Annotated in this window: 22 protein-coding genes and 2 pseudogenes; 10 read left to right on the top strand and 14 right to left on the bottom strand. The window is 70.2% G+C overall.

What is annotated here, in order from left to right; translation table 11 throughout:
* Positions 1-811 (bottom strand): annotated as a pseudogene (locus Q1B08_RS19565) (transposase); the annotation flags it as partial.
* Here Q1B08_RS19565 and Q1B08_RS19560 point away from each other — a divergent pair.
* Positions 810-1,253, top strand: a complete 444-nt coding sequence (locus tag Q1B08_RS19560; RefSeq protein ID WP_366140069.1) for a disulfide bond formation protein B — start codon at positions 810-812, stop codon at positions 1,251-1,253. The pseudogene Q1B08_RS19565 and the gene Q1B08_RS19560 overlap by 2 nt on opposite strands.
* Before the next feature lie 107 nt (positions 1,254-1,360).
* Positions 1,361-2,053: a L,D-transpeptidase gene (locus Q1B08_RS19555; protein WP_299822540.1), complete on the top strand. Its 693-nt coding sequence runs from the start codon at positions 1,361-1,363 to the stop codon at positions 2,051-2,053.
* A 27-nt stretch (positions 2,054-2,080) separates the two neighbouring features.
* On the opposite strand, the gene Q1B08_RS19550 is transcribed toward Q1B08_RS19555, so the two are convergent.
* From Q1B08_RS19550 to Q1B08_RS19525, 6 genes are all read right to left on the bottom strand, one after another.
* Positions 2,081-2,356 (bottom strand): hypothetical protein, encoded by a 276-nt coding sequence (locus Q1B08_RS19550; protein ID WP_299822537.1) that lies wholly within the window; start codon positions 2,354-2,356, stop codon positions 2,081-2,083.
* 298 nt (positions 2,357-2,654) lie between these two features.
* Entirely contained in the window at positions 2,655-3,038 is a 384-nt protein-coding gene (locus Q1B08_RS19545; protein ID WP_299822549.1) for a cytochrome c, read from the bottom strand.
* 92 nt (positions 3,039-3,130) lie between these two features.
* Positions 3,131-4,528, bottom strand: coding sequence for a multicopper oxidase family protein (locus Q1B08_RS19540; RefSeq protein WP_299822534.1), 1,398 nt, complete (start codon positions 4,526-4,528; stop codon positions 3,131-3,133).
* Positions 4,529-4,573: 45 nt separating this feature from the next.
* On the bottom strand, positions 4,574-5,032 hold the full coding sequence (locus tag Q1B08_RS19535) for a cytochrome c (RefSeq protein ID WP_299822531.1): 459 nt from the start codon (positions 5,030-5,032) through the stop codon (positions 4,574-4,576).
* The gene (locus Q1B08_RS19530; protein ID WP_299822529.1) at positions 5,029-5,511 is read right to left on the bottom strand and encodes a DUF411 domain-containing protein; all 483 of its coding nucleotides are present in this window, start codon (positions 5,509-5,511) and stop codon (positions 5,029-5,031) included. Before Q1B08_RS19530 ends, Q1B08_RS19535 begins: the two co-directional genes overlap by 4 nt.
* A gap of 16 nt (positions 5,512-5,527) precedes the next feature.
* Complete coding sequence (locus tag Q1B08_RS19525; RefSeq protein ID WP_299822527.1) at positions 5,528-5,722, bottom strand: heavy-metal-associated domain-containing protein; 195 nt, start codon at positions 5,720-5,722, stop codon at positions 5,528-5,530.
* A 420-nt stretch (positions 5,723-6,142) separates the two neighbouring features.
* Between Q1B08_RS19525 and Q1B08_RS19520 the strand changes: the two genes are divergently transcribed.
* The 7 genes and pseudogenes from Q1B08_RS19520 (at position 6,143) to Q1B08_RS19490 (ending at position 12,444) form a co-directional block, all read left to right on the top strand.
* Positions 6,143-6,841, top strand: a complete 699-nt coding sequence (locus tag Q1B08_RS19520) for a potassium channel family protein (protein WP_366140070.1) — start codon at positions 6,143-6,145, stop codon at positions 6,839-6,841.
* A 283-nt stretch (positions 6,842-7,124) separates the two neighbouring features.
* Positions 7,125-7,313, top strand: a pseudogene (locus tag Q1B08_RS19515) (copper-binding protein); the annotation flags it as partial.
* 120 nt (positions 7,314-7,433) lie between these two features.
* Positions 7,434-8,690: a PQQ-dependent sugar dehydrogenase gene (locus Q1B08_RS19510; RefSeq protein ID WP_299822524.1), complete on the top strand. Its 1,257-nt coding sequence runs from the start codon at positions 7,434-7,436 to the stop codon at positions 8,688-8,690.
* 128 nt (positions 8,691-8,818) lie between these two features.
* Entirely contained in the window at positions 8,819-10,546 is a 1,728-nt protein-coding gene (locus tag Q1B08_RS19505) for a multicopper oxidase domain-containing protein (RefSeq protein WP_299822522.1), read from the top strand.
* Positions 10,543-11,373: a copper resistance protein B gene (locus tag Q1B08_RS19500; RefSeq protein WP_299822519.1), complete on the top strand. Its 831-nt coding sequence runs from the start codon at positions 10,543-10,545 to the stop codon at positions 11,371-11,373. Before Q1B08_RS19505 ends, Q1B08_RS19500 begins: the two co-directional genes overlap by 4 nt.
* A gap of 90 nt (positions 11,374-11,463) precedes the next feature.
* The gene (locus tag Q1B08_RS22140; protein WP_366140066.1) at positions 11,464-11,850 is read left to right on the top strand and encodes a PQQ-dependent sugar dehydrogenase; all 387 of its coding nucleotides are present in this window, start codon (positions 11,464-11,466) and stop codon (positions 11,848-11,850) included.
* Positions 11,851-12,072: 222 nt separating this feature from the next.
* Positions 12,073-12,444, top strand: a complete 372-nt coding sequence (locus Q1B08_RS19490; protein WP_299822513.1) for a hypothetical protein — start codon at positions 12,073-12,075, stop codon at positions 12,442-12,444.
* 172 nt (positions 12,445-12,616) lie between these two features.
* Here Q1B08_RS19490 and Q1B08_RS19485 read toward each other — a convergent pair whose 3' ends face one another.
* The 3 genes from Q1B08_RS19485 to Q1B08_RS19475 all read right to left on the bottom strand — a co-directional run bounded on the left by Q1B08_RS19485 (position 12,617) and on the right by Q1B08_RS19475 (position 13,760).
* Positions 12,617-12,970 carry a YqaA family protein gene (locus tag Q1B08_RS19485; RefSeq protein WP_299822510.1) on the bottom strand — a complete coding sequence of 118 codons (354 nt, stop codon included), beginning with the start codon at positions 12,968-12,970 and terminating at the stop codon, positions 12,617-12,619.
* 22 nt (positions 12,971-12,992) lie between these two features.
* Positions 12,993-13,277: a L,D-transpeptidase family protein gene (locus Q1B08_RS19480; protein ID WP_299822507.1), complete on the bottom strand. Its 285-nt coding sequence runs from the start codon at positions 13,275-13,277 to the stop codon at positions 12,993-12,995.
* 180 nt (positions 13,278-13,457) lie between these two features.
* Positions 13,458-13,760 (bottom strand): EF-hand domain-containing protein, encoded by a 303-nt coding sequence (locus tag Q1B08_RS19475; RefSeq protein WP_299822504.1) that lies wholly within the window; start codon positions 13,758-13,760, stop codon positions 13,458-13,460.
* A 231-nt stretch (positions 13,761-13,991) separates the two neighbouring features.
* On the opposite strand from Q1B08_RS19475, the gene Q1B08_RS19470 reads away from it, so the two are divergent.
* Positions 13,992-14,669 (top strand): VTT domain-containing protein, encoded by a 678-nt coding sequence (locus tag Q1B08_RS19470; RefSeq protein ID WP_299822501.1) that lies wholly within the window; start codon positions 13,992-13,994, stop codon positions 14,667-14,669.
* Between the two features lie 7 nt (positions 14,670-14,676).
* Here Q1B08_RS19470 and Q1B08_RS19465 read toward each other — a convergent pair whose 3' ends face one another.
* The 4 genes from Q1B08_RS19465 to Q1B08_RS19450 all read right to left on the bottom strand — a co-directional run bounded on the left by Q1B08_RS19465 (position 14,677) and on the right by Q1B08_RS19450 (position 19,299).
* Complete coding sequence (locus tag Q1B08_RS19465; RefSeq protein ID WP_299822499.1) at positions 14,677-15,291, bottom strand: hypothetical protein; 615 nt, start codon at positions 15,289-15,291, stop codon at positions 14,677-14,679.
* A 43-nt stretch (positions 15,292-15,334) separates the two neighbouring features.
* Entirely contained in the window at positions 15,335-15,643 is a 309-nt protein-coding gene (locus Q1B08_RS19460; protein ID WP_299822496.1) for a hypothetical protein, read from the bottom strand.
* Complete coding sequence (locus tag Q1B08_RS19455; RefSeq protein ID WP_299822493.1) at positions 15,643-16,722, bottom strand: PQQ-binding-like beta-propeller repeat protein; 1,080 nt, start codon at positions 16,720-16,722, stop codon at positions 15,643-15,645. Before Q1B08_RS19455 ends, Q1B08_RS19460 begins: the two co-directional genes overlap by 1 nt.
* A 120-nt stretch (positions 16,723-16,842) precedes the next feature.
* The gene (locus Q1B08_RS19450) at positions 16,843-19,299 is read right to left on the bottom strand and encodes a heavy metal translocating P-type ATPase (RefSeq protein ID WP_299822491.1); all 2,457 of its coding nucleotides are present in this window, start codon (positions 19,297-19,299) and stop codon (positions 16,843-16,845) included.
* Between the last annotated feature and the right edge of the window lie 146 nt (positions 19,300-19,445).

Here is a 19,445-nt window from a genome sequence, read left to right as displayed (position 1 = left end):
GGTGACGGTGCCGATGGGGGCTCCGGTGACCGCCGCGACCGCGTCGAGGCGGCTCAGGATTTCCTGGCCCTCGTTGATCTCACCGGTGGTGACCTCGACGTCGAGGATCACGCCGCATTATCGTCGACAGTCCCGTGTTGCTCGGCTCCGGACGTCGGTTGCGTCCGGATGTCGCCATGCCCGCATCGGGATCGGTGAGGCAGACCTTCCTGAACTTCCCCGACGTCCTTGAATGCCGGAGCGCCTGCCGCGCGGCCTCGTTGCCGCCGCCGCCCTCATCGTCACGGCCGGTGTCATCGCCATTGACGCCCTCCACCGCCTCGACATGGCGGACGGCCAGGCTCTCCCATGCCACGTCGGCACGGATCAGCGAGGCGTCGACATGCACCACCTCGCCCTTGGCGATCTTCGCGTCGACGCAGGCCCGCACGGTCCGTTCGAAAATGCGGCGGAACCGATCAGGCCCCCATCTCTGGCGTATCCGTGTGAGCGAGGAGTGGTCCGGCAGCCGGTCGTTCAAACCGAAGCCTGCGAACCAGCGGATCGCCAGGTTCACCTGTGCCTCACGCATCAACCGACGGTCGTGCACGATCCCCAGCAGGAACCCCGCCAGCATCAGACGGACCGCAGCCTCCGGATCGATCCCTGGCCGACCGACACCGGACGCATAGAGATCGGCCGCCTCGCCATGCAGCCAGCTGAGGTCGAGGACCTGGTCGACGCGGGCAAGAATGTGCTCGTCGGGAACGAGGTCTCGCAGCGAGCCGCAGACGAAGAACTCGAGCTGATCGCGGGTCCGACTGCCGATCATGCCATCCTCCAAGCGCTGCTGTCGGAAAGATGGAATCAGCAACCGGATGGTTTTTCAACGGCCCCACCCGGCAGCGCTACCCGCATGGCGTGGCCATCGCGCCCGGGCTCGCACTGCTTGCTCTTGCTCGGGACGCGCCGGGTTCTCCTGGCGCGCGGCGGCGGCGGGCACCACGGCCACGCTCGGCCTGAATCATACCGGCGTGGAGCGTGACTGGCGGGAGGGGCCGCCCGCACGCACGGGCGGCGCGTCGGACCCGTCCGCCATGGGCGGCGCGGACTTTCTGTCCTTCGACACGGCGGAGGCGCCGGTCCTGTGCGACGAGGTGGTGTGGGAGTTCCTGTCGCTCTCCATGGCGAGCTGGAACGCCATCCTCAGCGCGCTTCCGGCCGGGGTCTGGATCGCGGCGCTCGTTCTGTCGCGGCGCGCGGAACGCGTTTAGCGGTCAGGCGGCAGGTTACCGCACGGGGCCGGATCGGCCCTTGCCTTCCGGCGCTGGAGGTCTGCGATCCGCGTCGTCGAGACTGGGACCTGATCGGAGAACCCGGAATGCTGACACGCCGACATTTCATCGCCACCGCCGCCGCGCTGTTCTCCGCGCCGGTCGCGGCGCCTGCCCTGGCGCAGACGCTCCCCGAGGGCGTGGAGGGCCGCGGGCCGCAGTCCGACCGGAGCATGTGGGACGTGTGGGACGCGCAGGTGACGCCGCCGGGCTACGACCCGGCGACGTCCAATCCGTGGGGTCTGGAGCCGCGCTTCCTGCCCCGGCTGGTCGAGGCGAAGCCCGGCCTCGTGCCGGGCGACGTCCATGTCGACGCCGTGGCCCGCTACCTGTACCACATCCGCCCCGGCGGGCTGGCGATGCGCTACGGCGTCGCCATCGCGCGTGGCGACCTCTACGAGCCCGGCATCTACACCATCGCGCGAAAGGCGCGCTGGCCGATATGGACGCCGACGCAGAACATGATCCGGCGCGATCCGGAGCTCTACGCCCAGTTCGAGGGCGGGGTGGATGGCGGACCGCTCAACCCGCTCGGCTCGCGCGCGCTGTATCTCTACGAGGGCGGGCGGGACACCTACCTGCGCATCCACGGCTCGCCCGAGGCCCGCTCGATCGGGGGCCGGGCGAGCTCCGGCTGCGTGCGCATGGTCATGGCGCACATCATCGGCCTCTACGATCTGGTCGAGACGGGATCGACAGCGTTCCTCTATCCACCCGAGGATGCCTTGGGCGCGACCTGAGGCGGGGCAGCGACTGCCGGTGGGCCGCTATGCGGACGCCCGGCATATCGGGTTTCCCGCAGGCGTGCGCAGCGGCAGCAACGTCGTCTCCACCGGCCCATCATGCCAGTACCAATAGCAGCCGTCCTCGGGCCGGAACTCGATCGCGCCGAGGTTCTGATAGGCCGCGGCCAGGGCCAGGACCTCCACCGGGACGGACCTGTCGGCGGAAAGGCCCGGCTCGGCCGTCGGACCAGCGGCCACGCAGCCCCCGAGGGCGAGGGCCGCCAAGCCAAGCGTGATGCCGGAACGTCTCTTTTTCATGTCGGGCCTTTCTGTTGTGTCAGGTCGGGTCAGGGCCGGAACGCGAGGCCCGTCCGCCCGCCTTCGCAGGACAGCAGGAGAAGGCCCCCGGGGCAGGCGAGACGCCGGGCGCGCCGTTCATCGAAGTCGATCGTCATCCTCGCCCTCCAGGGAGGCGCGGTCCCGAACGCCTGTCATGTCGAGCCGAAGCCGGCCTCGTCCCCCGGGTCCACGCTCGAGGCCTCCGGCGGGGGAAGGTCAACGCCTTTCTTGCCGGGTCGGCGGGCGTTCGACGCCGAACGCGCCCGCCCTCGGGCCGTCAGCCCCCGGCCGCCGCCGTCCGGGCCGCCTGCGCGGCGCGTTCGCGTTCGGGCCAGGTGGACTTGATGTAGTCCAGCACGTCGCGGATCTCGGCATCCGTCATGACGTCGCCGAAGCCGGGCATCCCGCTTTCGAAGCCCTCGACCCCCTGCGCGGCCAGCGCGGCGGCGCCGCCGAGCCTGGTGTAGGCGAAGAGCATGGCGTCGTCGTGGTGCCAGGTGTGGCCGGTCGCGTCATGCGGCGGGGCGGGCAGGGTGCCGCCCTCGCCGGGGCTGCGCCAGTCGGGCTGGCCTTCGAGATCGGCACCATGGCAGGACGCACAGTAGTCGCCGTAGAGCGCTTCGCCCCGGACCAGGTCCACCGGCGCGGCGATGGCGGGCATGGCGCCGGGGGTGGCCGGGTCCGCGCGCGATCCGAGCACCCACCACGCGCCGCCGGCGGCCAGCGCGGCCGCCGCCAAAGCCAGCGCCGCCTTCACGCCGCGACCCGCAGGAAGCCCGTCATCCCCGAGGCGGCGTGGCCCAGCATGTGGCAATGCAGCATCCAGTCACCCGGCGCGGCGGCGCGGAACGCGACCTCCGCCGTCGCGCCGCCGGGCACCAGCGTGGTGTCACGCAGGTCGCCCGGAGCGCCGCCCGCGACCTCGTGGAAATGCATCCCGTGCAGGTGCATCGCGTGCGGCCAGTTCGAGCGGTTCTCGATGGCCAAGTGCACGGTCTCGCCCGCCGCGACTTCGACCAGCGGCGCCATGGCGCCCTCGGCCGTCCAGTCGGCGCGGCCGTTGAAGGCCCAGTAGTAGCCCGCGCCCGCTATCTCGCGGAAGCCTGCGCGACGGCCGCCCATCAGCGCGCCGCCCATCCGGCCCATCGCGCCGCCCTCCATCACCAGCCGCAGGGGCCGGGCACCGTCCAATGCGCCAAGCGCGGGCACCGGATTGGGCGGCAGGGACGCGGGGGCGGGGCGCGTCGTGGCGGTGCCCTCGCGGACGGGGAAAGCCATCTGCACCGCCGGTTCGCGGTCGAGCCGGATCAGCAGCGCCTCTTCGCCCGCCTCGGCGGTGACGTCGGCGATCACGTCGGCGCGCTGCGCAGGCGCCAGCACGAGGCTTTCCAAGGGACGCGGCGCGGGCAGGGGCATGCCGTCCAGCGCCACGATCCAGCCGGTCATGCCCTGCAGCGCCGGCTCGAAGATGCGCGCGTTGGCGGCGTTGATCAGCCGCAGGCGCAGCCGGTCGCCCCGGCGCACGGAATGCGACGGTGCGATACGCCCGTTCGTGGTGACGACGTTGCCGAAGCGGCCGCCATGGCTGGCGTCGTGAGGGGCGAGGAAATCCTCGGCCTGCGTGCCGTCCTCGCGCAGCCGCCAGTCGCCCAGCATCGCCACGACCTCGTCGTCCACATCCGGGCGCGCGCCCACCGGCTCCTCGACGATCAGCGGCGCGTGCAGGCCGCGCCCGACCTGGCCCGCCGAGGACCGGTGCGCGTGGTACCAGTAGGTGCCCGCATCGGGCAGGTCGAAGGCGTAGTCGAAGCTCTCGCCGGGCGCGACGGGGGCCTGCGTCACGCCGGCGACCCCGTCCATGCCGTTGGGCAGCCGCAGCCCGTGCCAGTGGATCGAGGTGGGCTCGGGCAGGGCATTGAGAAGCCGCCGCTCCAGCCGCTCGCCCTGGACCATGCGGATGCCCGCGCCGGGGGCTGCGCCGTCATAGCTCCAGACCGGCGTGGCCGGGTAGGGCGGAGGCAGGAGCTGCGCGGTGCCGGGCCGGGCCTCGATGACGATGGGGTCCGGGGCCGCGCGCGCGCGCCGGGGCAGGGCCGGGAGGACCGCCGAGGCGGCAATGAGGGCGCCGAAGCGGCGGCGGGTGAGGGTCATCTGTGCTGTCCTGTGATGATGGATCGGTTCGGCAAGCGTCCCGCGCTACCCGATCCCGTTCACGCGCTGCAGCGCGCGGATATAGGCGGTGATCGCCTTGACGTCGGCGCGGGTCAGCCCCTCGATGGCGGGCATGTTCCCGAACTGCCAGTGATGCGCCCGCACCCCCATCTGCGTCGCCCGCCAGAACGACTCGTCGCCGTGATGGCCGGGCTCGTAGGTGATGTGCACCAAGGGCGGCGCGACGCCGTTCTGCCCGGCGGCGTTCACGCCGTGGCAGGCGGCGCAGACGCCCTCGTAGGCGTGCTTGCCGATCGTCTCCAGCTCGCCCAGCGTTTCGGGCAGGGCGACCTGGACGATCGGCGCGCCTTGCGCGATGCCCGAAGTGTCGGGCGGCACCATGGAATGGCCGCCCGCCGGCGGGTTCGTCAGGTTCCACGCCACCGCGCCGGCCCCGACCAGGACCACCGCGCCGACGGTCAGGGTCAGGCCGCCCGGCTTCATCGCTTGCCGGCCATCTCGAACAGCGCGCTGTCCCCGGCCGTGCCGCCGAAGGCGAACATGTCGTACTCGGCCGCCGGGTCGTAGCCCATGCCGGGCGAGCCCATCGGCATTCCCGGCGCGGCGAGGCCCGCAACGTCCGGGGCCTCGGCCATGAGCCGCGCCATCGCGTCGAAGGAGACGTGCCCCTCGATCACATAGCTGCGCCCGTCCGGGGCGGTGAGCGTGGCCGTATGGCAGGACCACAGATCCTCGGGCACGCCGCCGTCGACCTTGGCCTGGGTGACGTCTTCCACATTCCGCACGTCCACGGCATAGCCGGCCTCGCGGGCCATGTCGGCCCAGCCGGAGCAGCAGCCGCAGGTCGGGCTCTTGACGACGGAGAGGGTGGGCGCGGGCGCGGCCAGCAGGGGCGCGGCCCCGGCGACGAGGGCGGCGGCCCCGGTGGCGGCGATCAGGGCGCGGCGGGTCAGCATGGTCATGGGGACCTCCTGTGGGTCAGGCGGGCGCGGCCTCGAAGCCGGCATCCTTGAGCGTGGCGCGCATGACGTCCGCGTCGCGCGCGGTGTCGATCTCGACCATGCGGTCCTGGGGTTCGAACGACACGCGCGCGGCCGGGTCGGCGGCGGCGACGGCCGTCTCGATGCTGGCGCGGCAATGGCCGCAGGACATGTCGGGGACGTGGAATCTCATCGGTCTTCTCCTGTTTCGGGGCGCAGGTGAGGGTTTCCCCCGCTGGAAGGTCAAGGGGCGCGGCGGGATGCGTCATCCTGCCGCCGGCAGAGGCCCGGCCCCCGAGCCGCGGCGCCACCCTTGACCGGCCGTCGCCGCGCCGTCTATCGCAGGATCATGGCGCCCTCGGCAAATCCACGGCCGTTCAAGGCCCGTCCCCATCGGGCCGGTCCCGAAGCCCCCGCGCGCGCGTGTCCGGACGCGCCGAGGACATGAGCGCCGTCGCGCTCGGGCTGGGCGTTGCGCTGATCCTCGTCGCGCTCTGGGACGTGTTCTGCTCGCTAGTGCGCTCGCCCCTGTCGGCGTGTCCCTTCACCAGCCTGGCCGAGTTCGTGATCTGCCGCGGTCTCCTGCGGCTGTTCCACCTGACGGGGTGGCGGACTGCTGGGCGCGATCGGCCCGATCTCGGTTCCGGCGCGGGCGCTGATCGTCGTCGCGGCGCTGATCGCGGGCTGGGCGCTCGTGTTCCAGGGCGCCGGGGACTGGATTCTCGTCTCGAAGACGAACGCGCCGGCAAGCCCTTGGCAGCGCCTCTACCTAGCGGCCTATTCCGTCGCCACGCTGGGCTTCGGCGCCTATGAGCCCGACAGCCCCGCGGGCCGGCTTCTGACGGCGAGCTCTGCGATGACCGGATTCATCGTTCTGACCTTCTCGGTCGGCGCGGTCTCGACGATCTCGCAGGTGCTGGCTGCGCGCGACGCCGTGATCGCCGCGATGCACGCCCATGCCGAGGCGCTGGAGGCCGGGGCCGATCCGGCCGAGGCGCTGGACCGCACGCTCGACCTGGTGGCGGTGCCGCTGTCCTCGGTGGCCTCGGCGATCCAGACGCTGCCGGTGCAGCACAGGCTGCACGGCGAGACGGAGGCGCGGGCGTTCAGCCGGGCGCTGGACCAGCTCGACCGGGCCCTGCCGGACGCGTCCACCGACCCGCGCTCACGGCTCGCGGCCCGGTCCATGGACCAGATCCTGGAGGTTCTGGCGCGCGACTGGCTGCGTCCGTGGCTGGCGGGCGACGGGCGACGCGTCGGGATCGAAGCGTTCCTGCGCGCCGACCGGCTGGAGGGCACGGCGGAGCGGTGACCCGTCAGGCCACCTCCGAGGTCGCGACCGGGCGCCTGGCCACGTCCGGCACGTCGGTGGCCAAGTACGGCCGGGGCCTCCGCGGCGTCCGCCTTGCAGTGACAGGGCCTGCCCAACAACAGGAACATCGCACCGTGGACCGCGAGGCACAGCAGCAGCGGCGCGAAGGCGGTAGCCAGGCTGGCCATTCCGGTGATCGTCCCGCCCGTGACGAAGAAGGCGGCGATAGGCACCAGCATCACCACGCAGCGCGCCATCATTTTTCGTAAAGGCCACCGTCAAGAAGCTGGACGCCGAGGCCGGCAAGGTCACGCTGATCCACGAGGCGCTGACCAGCCTCGACATGCCGGCGATGACGATGGTGTTCGTGCTGGCCGACCCGGCCATGGCCGAGCAGCTTCCCGAAGGCGCCGCCATCAAGTTCGCAGCCGACCGCGTGAATGGCAAGCTCACCGTCACCGAACTGCGCTGAGCGGGCGCCGCGCCGTCCCACGGGGCGGTGCGGCATTACGGCCCGGAACCCTCCAGCGCTGGAAGACGCGTTTGGTCCCAAACTGGTGCGTACGCCGGCCGCGACAGGAGGATCATCCCGATGCAACGAACACGCCAGACCACCCTCGCCCTGCTTCTCGCGGTCATGGCTGCGCCGCCCGCAACGGCCGCGCCCGGCCATGGCGAGACCGACGTGACCTTCACCCGCGGCAACCGCAACACCGACTTCGCGCCCGCCTTCGACGCCCAGTTCCGCGCTGACCTCGTCGAGGGCAGCGCCGCGACCTCGACCGCGCTTCTGGCCGGCGGGCTGGTCCATCCCTGGGGCATCGACCAGCTGCCCGACGGCTCGTTCCTTGTGACCGAGCGGCTCGGCCGCCTGCGCCATGTCACCATGGATGGCACCGTCCACGACCCCATCGAAGGCGTGCCGGAGGTCTATAACGCCGAGCCCGAGACCGGATGGGCCACGCAGGCGGGGCTTCTGGACGTCAAGGCGGGGCCAGACTTCGCCGAGGACCGCATGGTCTACCTCACCTATTCCAAGCCGATGGGCGACGGCATGTCCGCCACGGCCGCCGCGCGCGGACGGCTGAGCGAGGACATGACGGAGCTGACGGATGTCGAGGACATCTGGGTGCAGTCGCCCCCATCGGATGCGGCGATGCATTACGGCTCGCGGCTGGTGTTCCCCGGCGACGGCACGGTGTTCATCACCACGGGCGAGCACTTCACGGAGCTGTATCGCGACTATGCGCAGGACCTGAACCGCACCTATGGCAAGGTGATCCGCGTCAACCTCGACGGCTCGATCCCCGAGGACAACCCCTTCGTCGGCCGCGAGGGCGACGACGCGATCTGGTCGCTGGGCCACCGCAATATCCAGGGCGCCGACCTCGCCCCCGACGGCAGCCTCTTCGTGGTCGAGCACGGGCCGGCCGGCGGCGACGAGATCAACAAGCCCGCACCGGGGCTGAACTACGGCTGGCCGCTCGTCTCCTACGGCGAGCAGTACGAGGGCGAGCTGGTCGGCACCGGCCAGGCGTCGATGGAGGGAATGGAGCAGCCGCTCTACTTCTGGGACCCGGTGATCGCCCCGGGCGGGGCCAGCTTCGTTTCCGGCGAGATGTTCCCCGAATGGGAGGGCGACCTGATGATCGGCTCGCTCTATCCCGGCGGGCTGGTGCGGATCGTCTTCGGCGAGGACGGCTATGTCGTCGAGGAGGAGCGCCTCCTGCGCAACCAGGGCCGCGTGCGCGACGTGGACGTGCTGGCCGACGGCTCGATCGTGTTCCTGACGGATTTCGAGAACGGCTCGATCATGCACGTCACCCCACGCCTCGCTCCCGGGCGATAAGCCGCTGGCAAGGTTCGCTACAGTACGTAGATCCTGCTTGACCTTCCTCCGGTGGAACCTCCCTTAGTCTCCCCCAGACACGTGCCGGGGACGCCGCTGCCTTGACCAAACAGGGGATTTCGAAACGAATGGACCGCCGCACGCTGCTCGGATCGCTGTCCGCCATGGGGGCCACCGGCCTTCTGGCGGGCTGCACGCCGCCCTCGGTCGCCTCGCGGCCGATGATGTTCACCGCCGACGCGGCAAGCGGCGCGGATGGCGCCCTGCGGTCTCCGACCGGCCCGCAATCGCGCTACGACATCACGGTCGGGCGTACGCGCACCACCGTCGGCCGGGTGACGCGCAACGCGCTGACCTTCAACGGCACCGTGCCCGGCCCTCTTGTGCACCTGCGCGAGGACGACGATGTCACGCTTAACGTGACGAACCGGCTGAACGAGTCCACCTCGATCCACTGGCATGGCCTTCTGGTGCCCTTCGAGATGGACGGCGTTCCGGGCGTCAACTTCCCCGGCATCCCGCCGGGCGAGACCTTCACCTACCGCTTCCGCGTCAAGAATCAGGGAACCTACTGGTATCACAGTCACTCGGGCTTCCAGGAGCAGGAAGGTCTCTACGGCGCGATGATCATCGACCCTGCAGATGGGCGCGAGCCTTACAGCTACGACCGCGACGTGGTGATGGTGCTGTCCGACTGGCCCGACAGAAGCCCCGAGTTCATCTACAGCCGTCTGAAGAAGGCCGGCGCCGGCTACTACAACTACCAGAAGCGGACGTTCGGCGATTTCGTCGAGGATGTGGGCGAGGAGGGGCTCCTGCCCACGCTGCGCGACCGAACCGCCTGGGCCGAGATGGGCATGATCCCCTCCGACCTGCTGAACGTCACGGACGCGGGCTACACCTACGCGGCCAACGGCGCCTCGCTGGAGCAGAACTGGACGGCGCTCTTCACGCCCGGCGAGCGGGTGCGAGTGCGGGTCATCAACGCCTCCGCCATGACGCATTACGACGTCCGCGTGCCGGGCCGCATGATCGACGTGATCGCGGTGCATGGGCAGTACGTCGAGGCCGTGCGCACCCACGAGTTCCGCATCGGCGTCGCCGAGACCTACGACTTCATCGTCACGCTCCCCGAGGATCGCGCCTACACGGTGTTCGCGGAGAGCCTGAACCGCTCCGGCGCCACGCGCATCACGCTGGCGCCCCGTACGGGGATGTCAGGACCCGTGCCCGCGCTGCGTCCGCGCCCGCTGCGCGACCTCAGCAAGGTCGGCATGGGCGGCATGGACGACAGCCTGCTGCCCTCGGGCGGGCAGGAGCCCATGGAGAACATGCCGCCCGCTCCGGACGTCAACGTGGCGATGCGCGTGATGGAGCCGCAGAGCCGGCTGGACGAGCCCGGTGTGGGCCTCGGCGACGACGGTTGGCCCGTGCTGACCTACAGCCAGCTGCGCGCGCTCTACCCGCGCTACGACCGCGCGCCGGAGCGCGAGATCGTCATCAACCTCACCTCGAACATGGAGCGCTACATCTTCTCGTTCAATGGCGACAAGTTCTCGAACGTGGACCGGATCCAGTTCTACCTTGGCGAGCGGCTGCGGCTCACGCTGATGAACCAGTCGATGATGTCGCACCCGATCCATCTGCACGGCATGTGGATGGAGCTGGAGAACGGCCATGGCGACCGCATCCCGCGCATGCACACGGTGATGGTCAAGCCGGGCGAGCGGCTCTCGATGCTGATCACGCCCGTCGAGCTCGGCGACTGGGCCTTCCATTGTCATCTGCTCTACCATTTCCACTCGGGCATGTTCCGGGTCGTCAACGTCGCATTGAAGGAGCTCGCGAGCCGATGAGTCCCCGTCTTCAGGCCCTCGCCGCCTCCGTCATCGCCGTGGTCGTACCGATCGCCCCTGCCCTGGCGCAGGATCGCAACGCGCCGCATCTGGACATGCCCGACAGCCTGGAAGACGTGCGCGATCCCCGGGGACCCGTGGGTCCGGTGGAGCTCGCCACCGGCCGGTTCGAGGTCGAGGGCGAGCCCGTTCACGACAACCCGTTTCAGACGCTGGTCTTCTTCGACCGTCTGGAGTGGCGTTCGGGCGAGGGCAACAATGCCTACCTCTTCGACGGGTTCGCCTTCGCCGGCGGCGACTACAACCGGATTTGGGTGGAGTTCGAGGGTGAGGGCCGTTTCGACGGGGATCTCGAGGCGGCCGAGCTTCAGGTGCTCTATAGCCGGGCGATCACCCCCTACTGGAACTTCCAGACCGGCATTCGGCACGACTTCAAGCCTGAGCCGGAACTGAGCTATGCGGTGATCGGCTTCGAGGGGCTCAACGTCTACTGGTCCGGCGTCAATACCAACCTCTACGTCAGCGAGGACGGCGACATGTCGGGCGACTTCGAGTGGGAGTTCGACGAGCTGCTCACCCAGCGTCTGATCCTCCAGCCGCGCTTCGAGACGAGCGTGCAGTTCCAGGACGTCCCGGAGCTCGGGCTCGGCTCGGGGTTCACGTCCTACGAGGCCGGCCTGCGCCTTCGCTACGAGTTCGAGCGGGAGTTCGCGCCCTATGTCGGCGTCTCCTGGGCGGAGACGGTCGGGGAGACCGCGGACCTGCTGCCCGAAGGCGAGGACGCCGGAGAGTTCTCGGTGGTGGCCGGGCTGCGGTTCTGGTTCTGAGGTCGCGGCTAAGGGTCCGTACGGTCGAATCGTAAGGGCGTCACGCGATGAACTGCCTGCCGCCCTCCGGGATCGGGGCCGCCGCAAGCATTGCGGACATCGTCCTACGGCTTCCGGTTGATTGGTTCGCATCGATCCCCTGTATTCCTTGGGAGGGCGCAGCGAGCCGGTTGCTTGTCCGAGCTATTCGATCAGAAGGCGTATCACCCTTCACCTGACCGGGATGGACCGAGATCGTGCCAGCGCCCCGATCATCCTTGTCGCAATCGCTGTGTTCTACCGGCTTTGATCGGCTCGCTCTATCCCGGTGGGTTCGTGCGGATCGTCTTCGGCGAGGACGGCTGTGTCGTCGAGGAGGAGCGCCTCCTGCGCAACCAGGGCCGCGTGCGCGACGTGGACGTCGTGGCCGACGGCTCGATCGTGTTCCTGATGGACTTGGAGAACGGCTCGATCACGCACGTCACGGCGTCGGACTGAGAGGGGAGAACGCGCTCCAACGCCACCTGCCCCTCCTGGACGAGGAGGGCGAGCCGCGCCGCGTCCTCGCGCCGGAACAGCGCGGCGCCGGCCTGAATGGACAGCGAACGGGCATTGTCGAAAAGAGAGGGCCAGGACGTTTCGAACATGATCGCGATCATCCGCGGCGTTTCCTCGACCGGATAGGGGCGACCTGCCCTGACTTCGATGAAGGATCGCACGATGCCCCGTTCCACCACCGTTCTCGCCGCCTGCGTCCTTCTCGCGGCGGCCCCAGCCGCCGCCCAGCACGCCGGGCATCACGGGGCGGAAGCCACGCCCCTGACGGAGCCGGGGCAGGGCGCTCCCGCGGCGTTGTCGGAAGTCGTCACGCGGCTTGAGGCCGATCCGGTGATCGACTGGGGTTCGGTCGATCTCGGCGCGTTGCGCGATCAACTGTTCGACATGAACCGCCTCGTGCGGGATGCGGACGTGACGTCCGAGGCGGTGCAGGGCGGGCTGCGCATGCGCGTCACGGGCGATGCCGCGGCGCTGGCCGCCACCCGGCGCATGGTGTCCGTCCATGCCTCCGAGCTGGCGCGCGATGGAAGGTGACGGCGTCGGAGGAGGACGGAGCGGTGTTCCTGCAGGTGACTTCGGACGATCAGCGATCCTCGCCCGCATCCGCGCCTTGAGCTTCTTCGGCCTGATGGCCAGTCAGGACCACCACCGAGTCCATCACTGGCGGATCGCCACGGGACGGGACGGCCATCGAGCCGCGTCACCCTCACCCCCCTGACCAGCCGTTCGCCAGCCATGCGACGACCGTCAAGGGATCGCCGATCACCGGCACCCAGGACAGCAGCAGCGACCAGCGCCCCCAGCGGCGATAGGCTCGCTCGGCGCGGGCCATCGCGGCCGGCCCGACGGGGAACCAGCGCCGCCCCTGGAACCGGGTGAGGAAACGTCCTAGTATCCAGTTCACGACCGAACCCGCCACGTTCCCGACCGTCGCCACGGCGACGAGCAGCCCCGCACGCTCCGGATCCGACAGGACCAGCGTGGCCAAGAACAGCTCCGATTGCGCGGGCAGGATCGTCGCCGCCAGAAACGCGGCGCCGAACAGGCCTACGAGATCCACTGCGCCGCCCCCGGCGCGCGGGTCAGATCAGCCGGACCTTCAAGCCGACCGGCACCGGCGCATGGAGATCCGCGATGTTCTCGTTGTAGAGCCCAATGCAACCCGACGACGACCGCCGTTCGATCTTGCGCGTGTCGTGTGCGCCGTGGATCAGGAACGCCGACCAGGTGAGGCAGAGCGCGCGCGTGCCCAGCGGGTTGTTCGGCGCACCGCCCTCGACCCGCAGCGGCAGCGAGAGGTCGCGCTCGCGTATGTCGGCCGTGGGCGTCCAGAAGGGGGCGACCTTCTTGCGGACCACACTCGGCATGGCCGTGCCGTGTCAGCTCGTCGGTCGTGCGCACGGAGGTCGAGTAGATCGTCATCCGCCCGTCCTCGTTCCAGTGCCGAAGCATGTACGTCACGGCGCCGGACCGAACCTGCCGCGGGCCGCATGACATTGCGCATGCGGCCCGTGGCATCGATGGCCCGGCAGCGCGCGGACGACAGCCTATTGCGAGGCGCCGCCCATCATGCCGCCGCCCGTCATGGCGCGCATCTCCTCCATTGTGACCGTGCCATCGCCGTCGGCATCGACCATGTCGAACATCCGCTCGTGGACGGCCTGCGCCTCCTCGCGCGACAGCGCGCCGTCGCCGTCGGTATCCATCATCGACATCATCATGCCCGGCATCATGCCGCCCATCATACCGGGCTGGCCCATCATGCCGTCCGTGCGATGCTGTTCGGCCTGCGCGCCAGCCGCGGCCAGCGAGAGGATCGCGGCGCAGAGTCCTGTGGTCGTCTTCGTCATTTCGTCATTCCTTTCCGACTTGGTGTCCGGTAGCACAACCATTTCCGATCGCATCGGTTTCGGTCCGCGAAGCGCGCCCTCCGCCGGTTCGCGGAGACCGGTTCACGACGCCGCAAAACCCCGTTCCCGGACTGGAAGGTCAAGACCTAAAGCGGTCATGGTCACGCGATCGCGGCCCTTGACCTGCCGGCGCGGGAAGCCCCACCTGCACGGCTTTTGAAAGGCCCCGCCATGTCCACCGCCTTCGCCCGCCGATCCCGCCGCCGCCTGCTCGGGCTGGCCGCCGCCGTTCTGCTGGCGGTCGTCCTGTTGTGGCTGACCCCTTGGGGCGAGACGGCGCGGGGGTTCGTGGCCGAGGGTGCGCTGACCGAGCTTGTCGCGCGGGCCGGGCCTTGGGGTCCGCTTTTGCTGATCGCGCTGATGACGCTGGCCATTGTGGCCAGCCCGATCCCCTCGGCGCCGATCGCCTTGGTCGCGGGGGCGGCCTACGGCCACTGGTGGGGCACGCTGATCGTGGTTGCGGGCGCGCAGGCGGGGGCGACGATCGCCTTCGCCATCGCCCGCGTTCTGGGGGCCGAGGCGATGCGCCGGCGCTTCGGCGACCGGGTGACGCGAGGTCTGGCCGGCTCGCAATGGGCGCTGATGGGCACGGTCTTCGTCAGCCGGCTGCTGCCCTTCGTGTCTTTCGACCTGATCTCCTACGCCGCCGGGCTGACGGTGCTGCGGCCCTGGCGGTTCTTCCTGGCCACCCTGGCGGGCGTGCTGCCGGCCAGCTTCCTGCTGACGCATTTCGGCGGCACGCTGACGGACGGGAACGCGACGCGCGCGGGGCTGGCCGTGCTGGGGCTGGGCTTCGTCACCGGCCTGCCGCTGGCCTGGGTGGCGTGGCGCAGGCGGCGCCGGACCTGAGCGGCGCTCAGAGCCGATTTCCGTCGCGCGCCAGCTTGCGACGCTGGCGGTGCGAGCGGATTTGCTCGGTGTGCAGGTCCACGGCCTCCAGCCGGGGCCCATCCTCGGCGGGCCGGATGCGGAAGCGCCGCCGCGCCGCCACGGGCAGGTCCTCGGCCGCGTAGAGCGCAACCACCTCGACCGTCAGCAACCCTTCGTCGCGCGCGAACACCGCCTCCGGGTCGCGCCCCTCGGGCACGGCGCGCGCCAGCAGATCGCCGAAGGCGCCTGCATCCATGTAGTCGCCCGCCCCGAGCGGCCCCTGCCGGGTGCGCCGCATCGGGTCGCGGCCCGCCTCCTCGTCGGGCAGGTCGTGGCGGTCGATGAAGGAGGCGTCCCAGCCGTCCTCCCCGGCCTCGACCCGCGCGATCAGGTTCGCCACGTAGATCGAATCCTCGCTCATGTTGCTGAGCAGGCAGCGCGCGTCCAGCCCCGGGCCCGCCCCCATCCCGATGACGATCATCGCGCGGCGCTGCCGCCGGAAGCCGCTGAGGAAGACCTGTAGATACAGCACCCAGACCAGCAGCATCGCGCCGTTGAGCGCGACGTTCAGCACGTCGCTGTTCTGCCGCAGCCAATCCATCCCGTCCCCCAGTGCGCCCGGCCACGCGGGCCGGGCGTCGCGCCTACTCGCCCAGCCGGTAGGCCACCACGCCGAAGCCCGATTCCGCGCCACCGAAGGTGACCGGTACACCGGTGCCCCAGATCAGCATGTCGTTCTCGAACCACAGCGACGAGGCCACCGGCCCGTGCATGTCGCTGGCCCAGACGTCGTCGCCCGTCATCGCGTCGTAGCCGCGCACGATGCCATCGAGCGAACCCACGAAATAGACCTCGCCCGCCAGGAACCCCGCCGATTCCAGCACCGCCGGCTGCACCTCGTGGCGCATCCAGAGGTACGCGTCCGTGTCGATGTCGACGGCGGCCACGTCCATCAGATGCTGCCCGGGATCGGCGTTGTCGCAATTGTTGTTGCCCCACAACAGGACCGGTCGGTGCCGATCGACGCCTCGCCATGGATGCCGCCGCCCACATCCGGATAGCCGATCACCGTGGTCCAGAGCGGCTCGCCATTCCGGCGGTTCCAGACGTGGAACCGGCCGCTCTTCTCGCCCGCGCCCACGGCCGGCATCGTCTCGCCGCCCTGCGTCACCTCGAAGAGTTGCGCCCCGCCGGTATAGTCGTAGTCCGGTCCGTCCGGCTCAGCCTGAGTCCAGACGTCGTTGGATGTGGTCTGCCGGCTCCAGACGATCTCGCCGGTGTCGAGCCGCGCCGCGACCATGGAATCCGACAGGGTGTTGGGTGAGGTGTAGTTGTTGCCGGTGGTGAAGTAGATGAGCCCCAGATCGGGGTCGACCGCGAAGGAGGTCCACATCGGCACCCCGTCCGCCGGTGGCAGGGCCAGGGGCAGCTCCCAGATCGTCTCGCCGGTCTCGGCATCCAGCGCCAGGATCGCGCCGCGGAAGTCGACCTCGAAGCCCTCGGCCATCTTCGACAGCGGCTCCTCGACCGAAGCGAGGCCGACGTAGACGACGCCCTCCCAATGCAGCATCTCGCCCACGTTGCCGCCATGCGGATCCTCCGAGAGGTCGGCGGTCCACAGCGTCTCCCCGGTCGCGAGGTCCAGCGCGAAGGCGTCGCCCGAGACGGTGGCCACGAACATCGCCTCGTCCGAGAAGGCGGGGGTGCCGGTGAAGCCGTACCAGGGCCAGTCGGTCTGGATGTCGTCGGTCACGCGGCGCGACCAGATCGTCGCGCCGGTCGCGGCGTCGAGCACGTGGACCTGGCCCTCCCATTCGACCGCGTAGACGCGCTCGCCGATGACCACGGGGCGGGCCGAGACGGGGCTGTCGAAGTTGCGCTCCCAGGCGGGGCGCAAGGTCGCGACCATCTCCGGCGTCAGGTCCAGCGAGACGTCGGCGTGATGGTTGAGGAGCTTGTCGGGGTGATCCTGCGCGAAGGCAGGAAAGGCGAGCGCCGCGACGGCGGCGGCGAGAGTCGGAACCTGTGGCATGGCATCATTCTCCCGGTCGGCATGTGCCGAGGCAACGCGCTTCCAGCGCGGGAATGTTCCGGCAAGATGCTGAGGCGGCGGCCAAATGCACGAAAAGCCGCCGCGCCCTTGGACCGGCCGTTACAGCCGCACCCCCCGCAGCCGCAGCGCGTTGCCGATCACCGAGACGGAGGACAGGCTCATCGCCGCCGCCGCGAAGATGGGCGAGATCAGGAGTCCGAAGAAGGGATACAGCACCCCCGCCGCGATCGGCACGCCGGCGGCGTTGTAGATCATCGCGAAGAACAGGTTCTGGCGGATGTTGCGCATCGTGGCGAGCGACAGGCGCCGCGCGCGCACGATGCCGCCCAGGTCGCCCTTGACCAGGGTGAAGCCGGCGCTCTCGATGGCGACGTCGGCGCCGGTGCCCATGGCGATGCCGACATCGGCCTGGGCCAGCGCGGGCGCGTCGTTCACGCCGTCGCCGGCCATCGCCACCTTGTGGCCCTCGGCCTGCAGCTCGCGGATGATGCGCGCCTTGTCCTCGGGCAGCACGTCGGCGCGGATCTCGTCGATGCCCAGACGGCCGGCGACCGCGCGGGCCGTGCGCTCGTTGTCGCCCGTCGCCATGACGATCCGGAAGCCCAGGCCGTGCAGCGCCTTGAGCGCGTCGGGCGTCGTCTCCTTGACCGGGTCCGCGACGCTCACCAGGCCCGCGACCGAACCGTCGACGACGACGAACATGACGGTCTCGCCCTCGTCGCGCCGGGCGTTCGCGGTCTCGGCCGCCGAGGGTGCTTCGATCCCGAGCTCGGCCAGCATCTTTGCGTTGCCCAAGGCGACCGCCTTGCCCTCGACCAGGCCCTTCACGCCCATGCCGGTCACGGCTTCAAAGTCGTCGGCCTTGGCAAGCGCGAGGCCGCGCGCCTCGGCGCCGCGCACGATGGCCTCGGCCAGCGGATGCTCCGAGCCGCGCTCCAGGGCGGCGGCGAGGCGCAGAAGCTCCGCCTCCTCCATGCCGGCCTCGGGCAGCACCGCCACCAGCTCGGGCTTGCCCTGGGTCAGCGTGCCGGTCTTGTCGACGATCAGCGTGTCGACCTTGGCGAAGCCCTCAAGCGCCTCGGCGTTCTTGATCAGAACGCCCGCCTGCGCGCCGCGCCCCGTGGCGGTCATGATCGACATGGGCGTCGCCAACCCGAGCGCGCAGGGGCAGGCGATGATGAGCACCGCGATGGCCGAGACCAGCGCATAGGCCAGCGCCGGCGCCGGGCCCCAGATCGCCCAGGCCACGAAGGCCAACGCGGCGATGGCGATGACGGCGGGCACGAAGCGGCCCGCCACCGTATCCGCCAGCTTCTGGATCGGCGCGCGCGAGCGCTGCGCGTTCGCCACCATCTCGACGATCTGCGCGAGCATCGTGTCGGACCCGACGCGCCGGGCCTCGACGACCAGCGACCCGGTGCCGTTGATCGTGGCGCCCGTGACCGGGTCGCCCGCGACCTTCTCGACCGGGACGGGCTCGCCCGTCAGCATCGACTCGTCCACCGAGGACCGCCCCTCGACCACCTCGCCGTCGACGGGCACCTTCTCGCCCGGGCGCACCCGCAGCCGGTCGCCCACGGCGATCTCCTCCAGGGGCAGCTCGGCCTCGGTGCCGTCCGGGCGGATCACCCGCGCCGTCTTGGCCGCGAGGTCCAGCAGCGCCCGGATCGCCGAGCCGGTGCGCGCGCGCGCGCGCAGCTCGAGGATCTGGCCCAGCAAGACCAGCGTGACGATCACCGCGCCCGCCTCGAAATAGACGCCGACCTGCCCGCTCATGGGGTCGCGGAAGCCTGCCGGGAACAGGCCCGGCGCGATCACCGCCACCGCGCTGAAGACGTAGGCGGAGACCACCCCCATGGCGATCAGGCTGAACATGTTGAGGTTCCAGCTGCGGAACGACCGCCAGCCGCGCACGATGAACGGCCAGCCGGCATAGAGGATCGCGGGCGTGGCGATGATCAGCTCGAACCAGCGCACGGCGCGCGCGGCGATGAAGCTTTCCACGTGCAGCCCGACCATCGGCCCCATGGCGATGATGACCAGCGGCACCGACAGCATCGCGCCGACCCGGAAGCGGCGGGTGAAGTCCACGAGCTCCGGGTTCGGGCCCTCGTCGCCCGTCGGCACGCCCTTGGGCTCGAGCGCCATGCCGCAGATCGGGCACTCGCCTGGGCCGACCTGCTCGATCTCGGGGTGCATCGGGCAGGTATAGGTGGTGCCCGCCGGCATCGGCTCGGGCGTCGGCTTGCCCTTCAGCCAGGTCTCGGGCGCGGCGTCGAACTTCTCCTTGCAGCGGGCGGAGCAGAAATAGAGCCGCTCGCCCGCATGCGAGGACAGATGCTCGGCCGCCGCGCGGTTCACCGCCATGCCGCAGACCGGGTCCGTCGCCTCGACGAAATCCTCCGGCGCGGCGGCGAAGCGGTCGCGGCAGCGCTCGGAGCAGAAATGGTAGAGATGGCCATCGTGGTCGTGGCTCGGCACGTCCGCCGAAGGGTCCACTTCCATGCCGCAAACGGGATCCCTGGGGTTTCTTTCGGTGACGTGCGACGTGTCCATGCCTGACCCTCCGGATGACGGATGCTTGCAGAGGTAGTGCTTCCAGTAGATGGAAGGTCAACGGGCTAATTTAACTTCGGAAGACAATTGACCTTCCAGCCGGTGGAACCCCTATCTGGTTGCTCAAGACGGAGCGAGAGGTGTCG

The organism is uncultured Jannaschia sp., from assembly GCF_947494025.1.
In the GTDB taxonomy this organism is placed as follows: Bacteria; Pseudomonadota; Alphaproteobacteria; order Rhodobacterales; family Rhodobacteraceae; genus Jannaschia.
The sequence above is the reverse complement of the archived record's forward strand: the minus strand, read 5'-3'. Positions and strand labels throughout refer to the sequence as shown.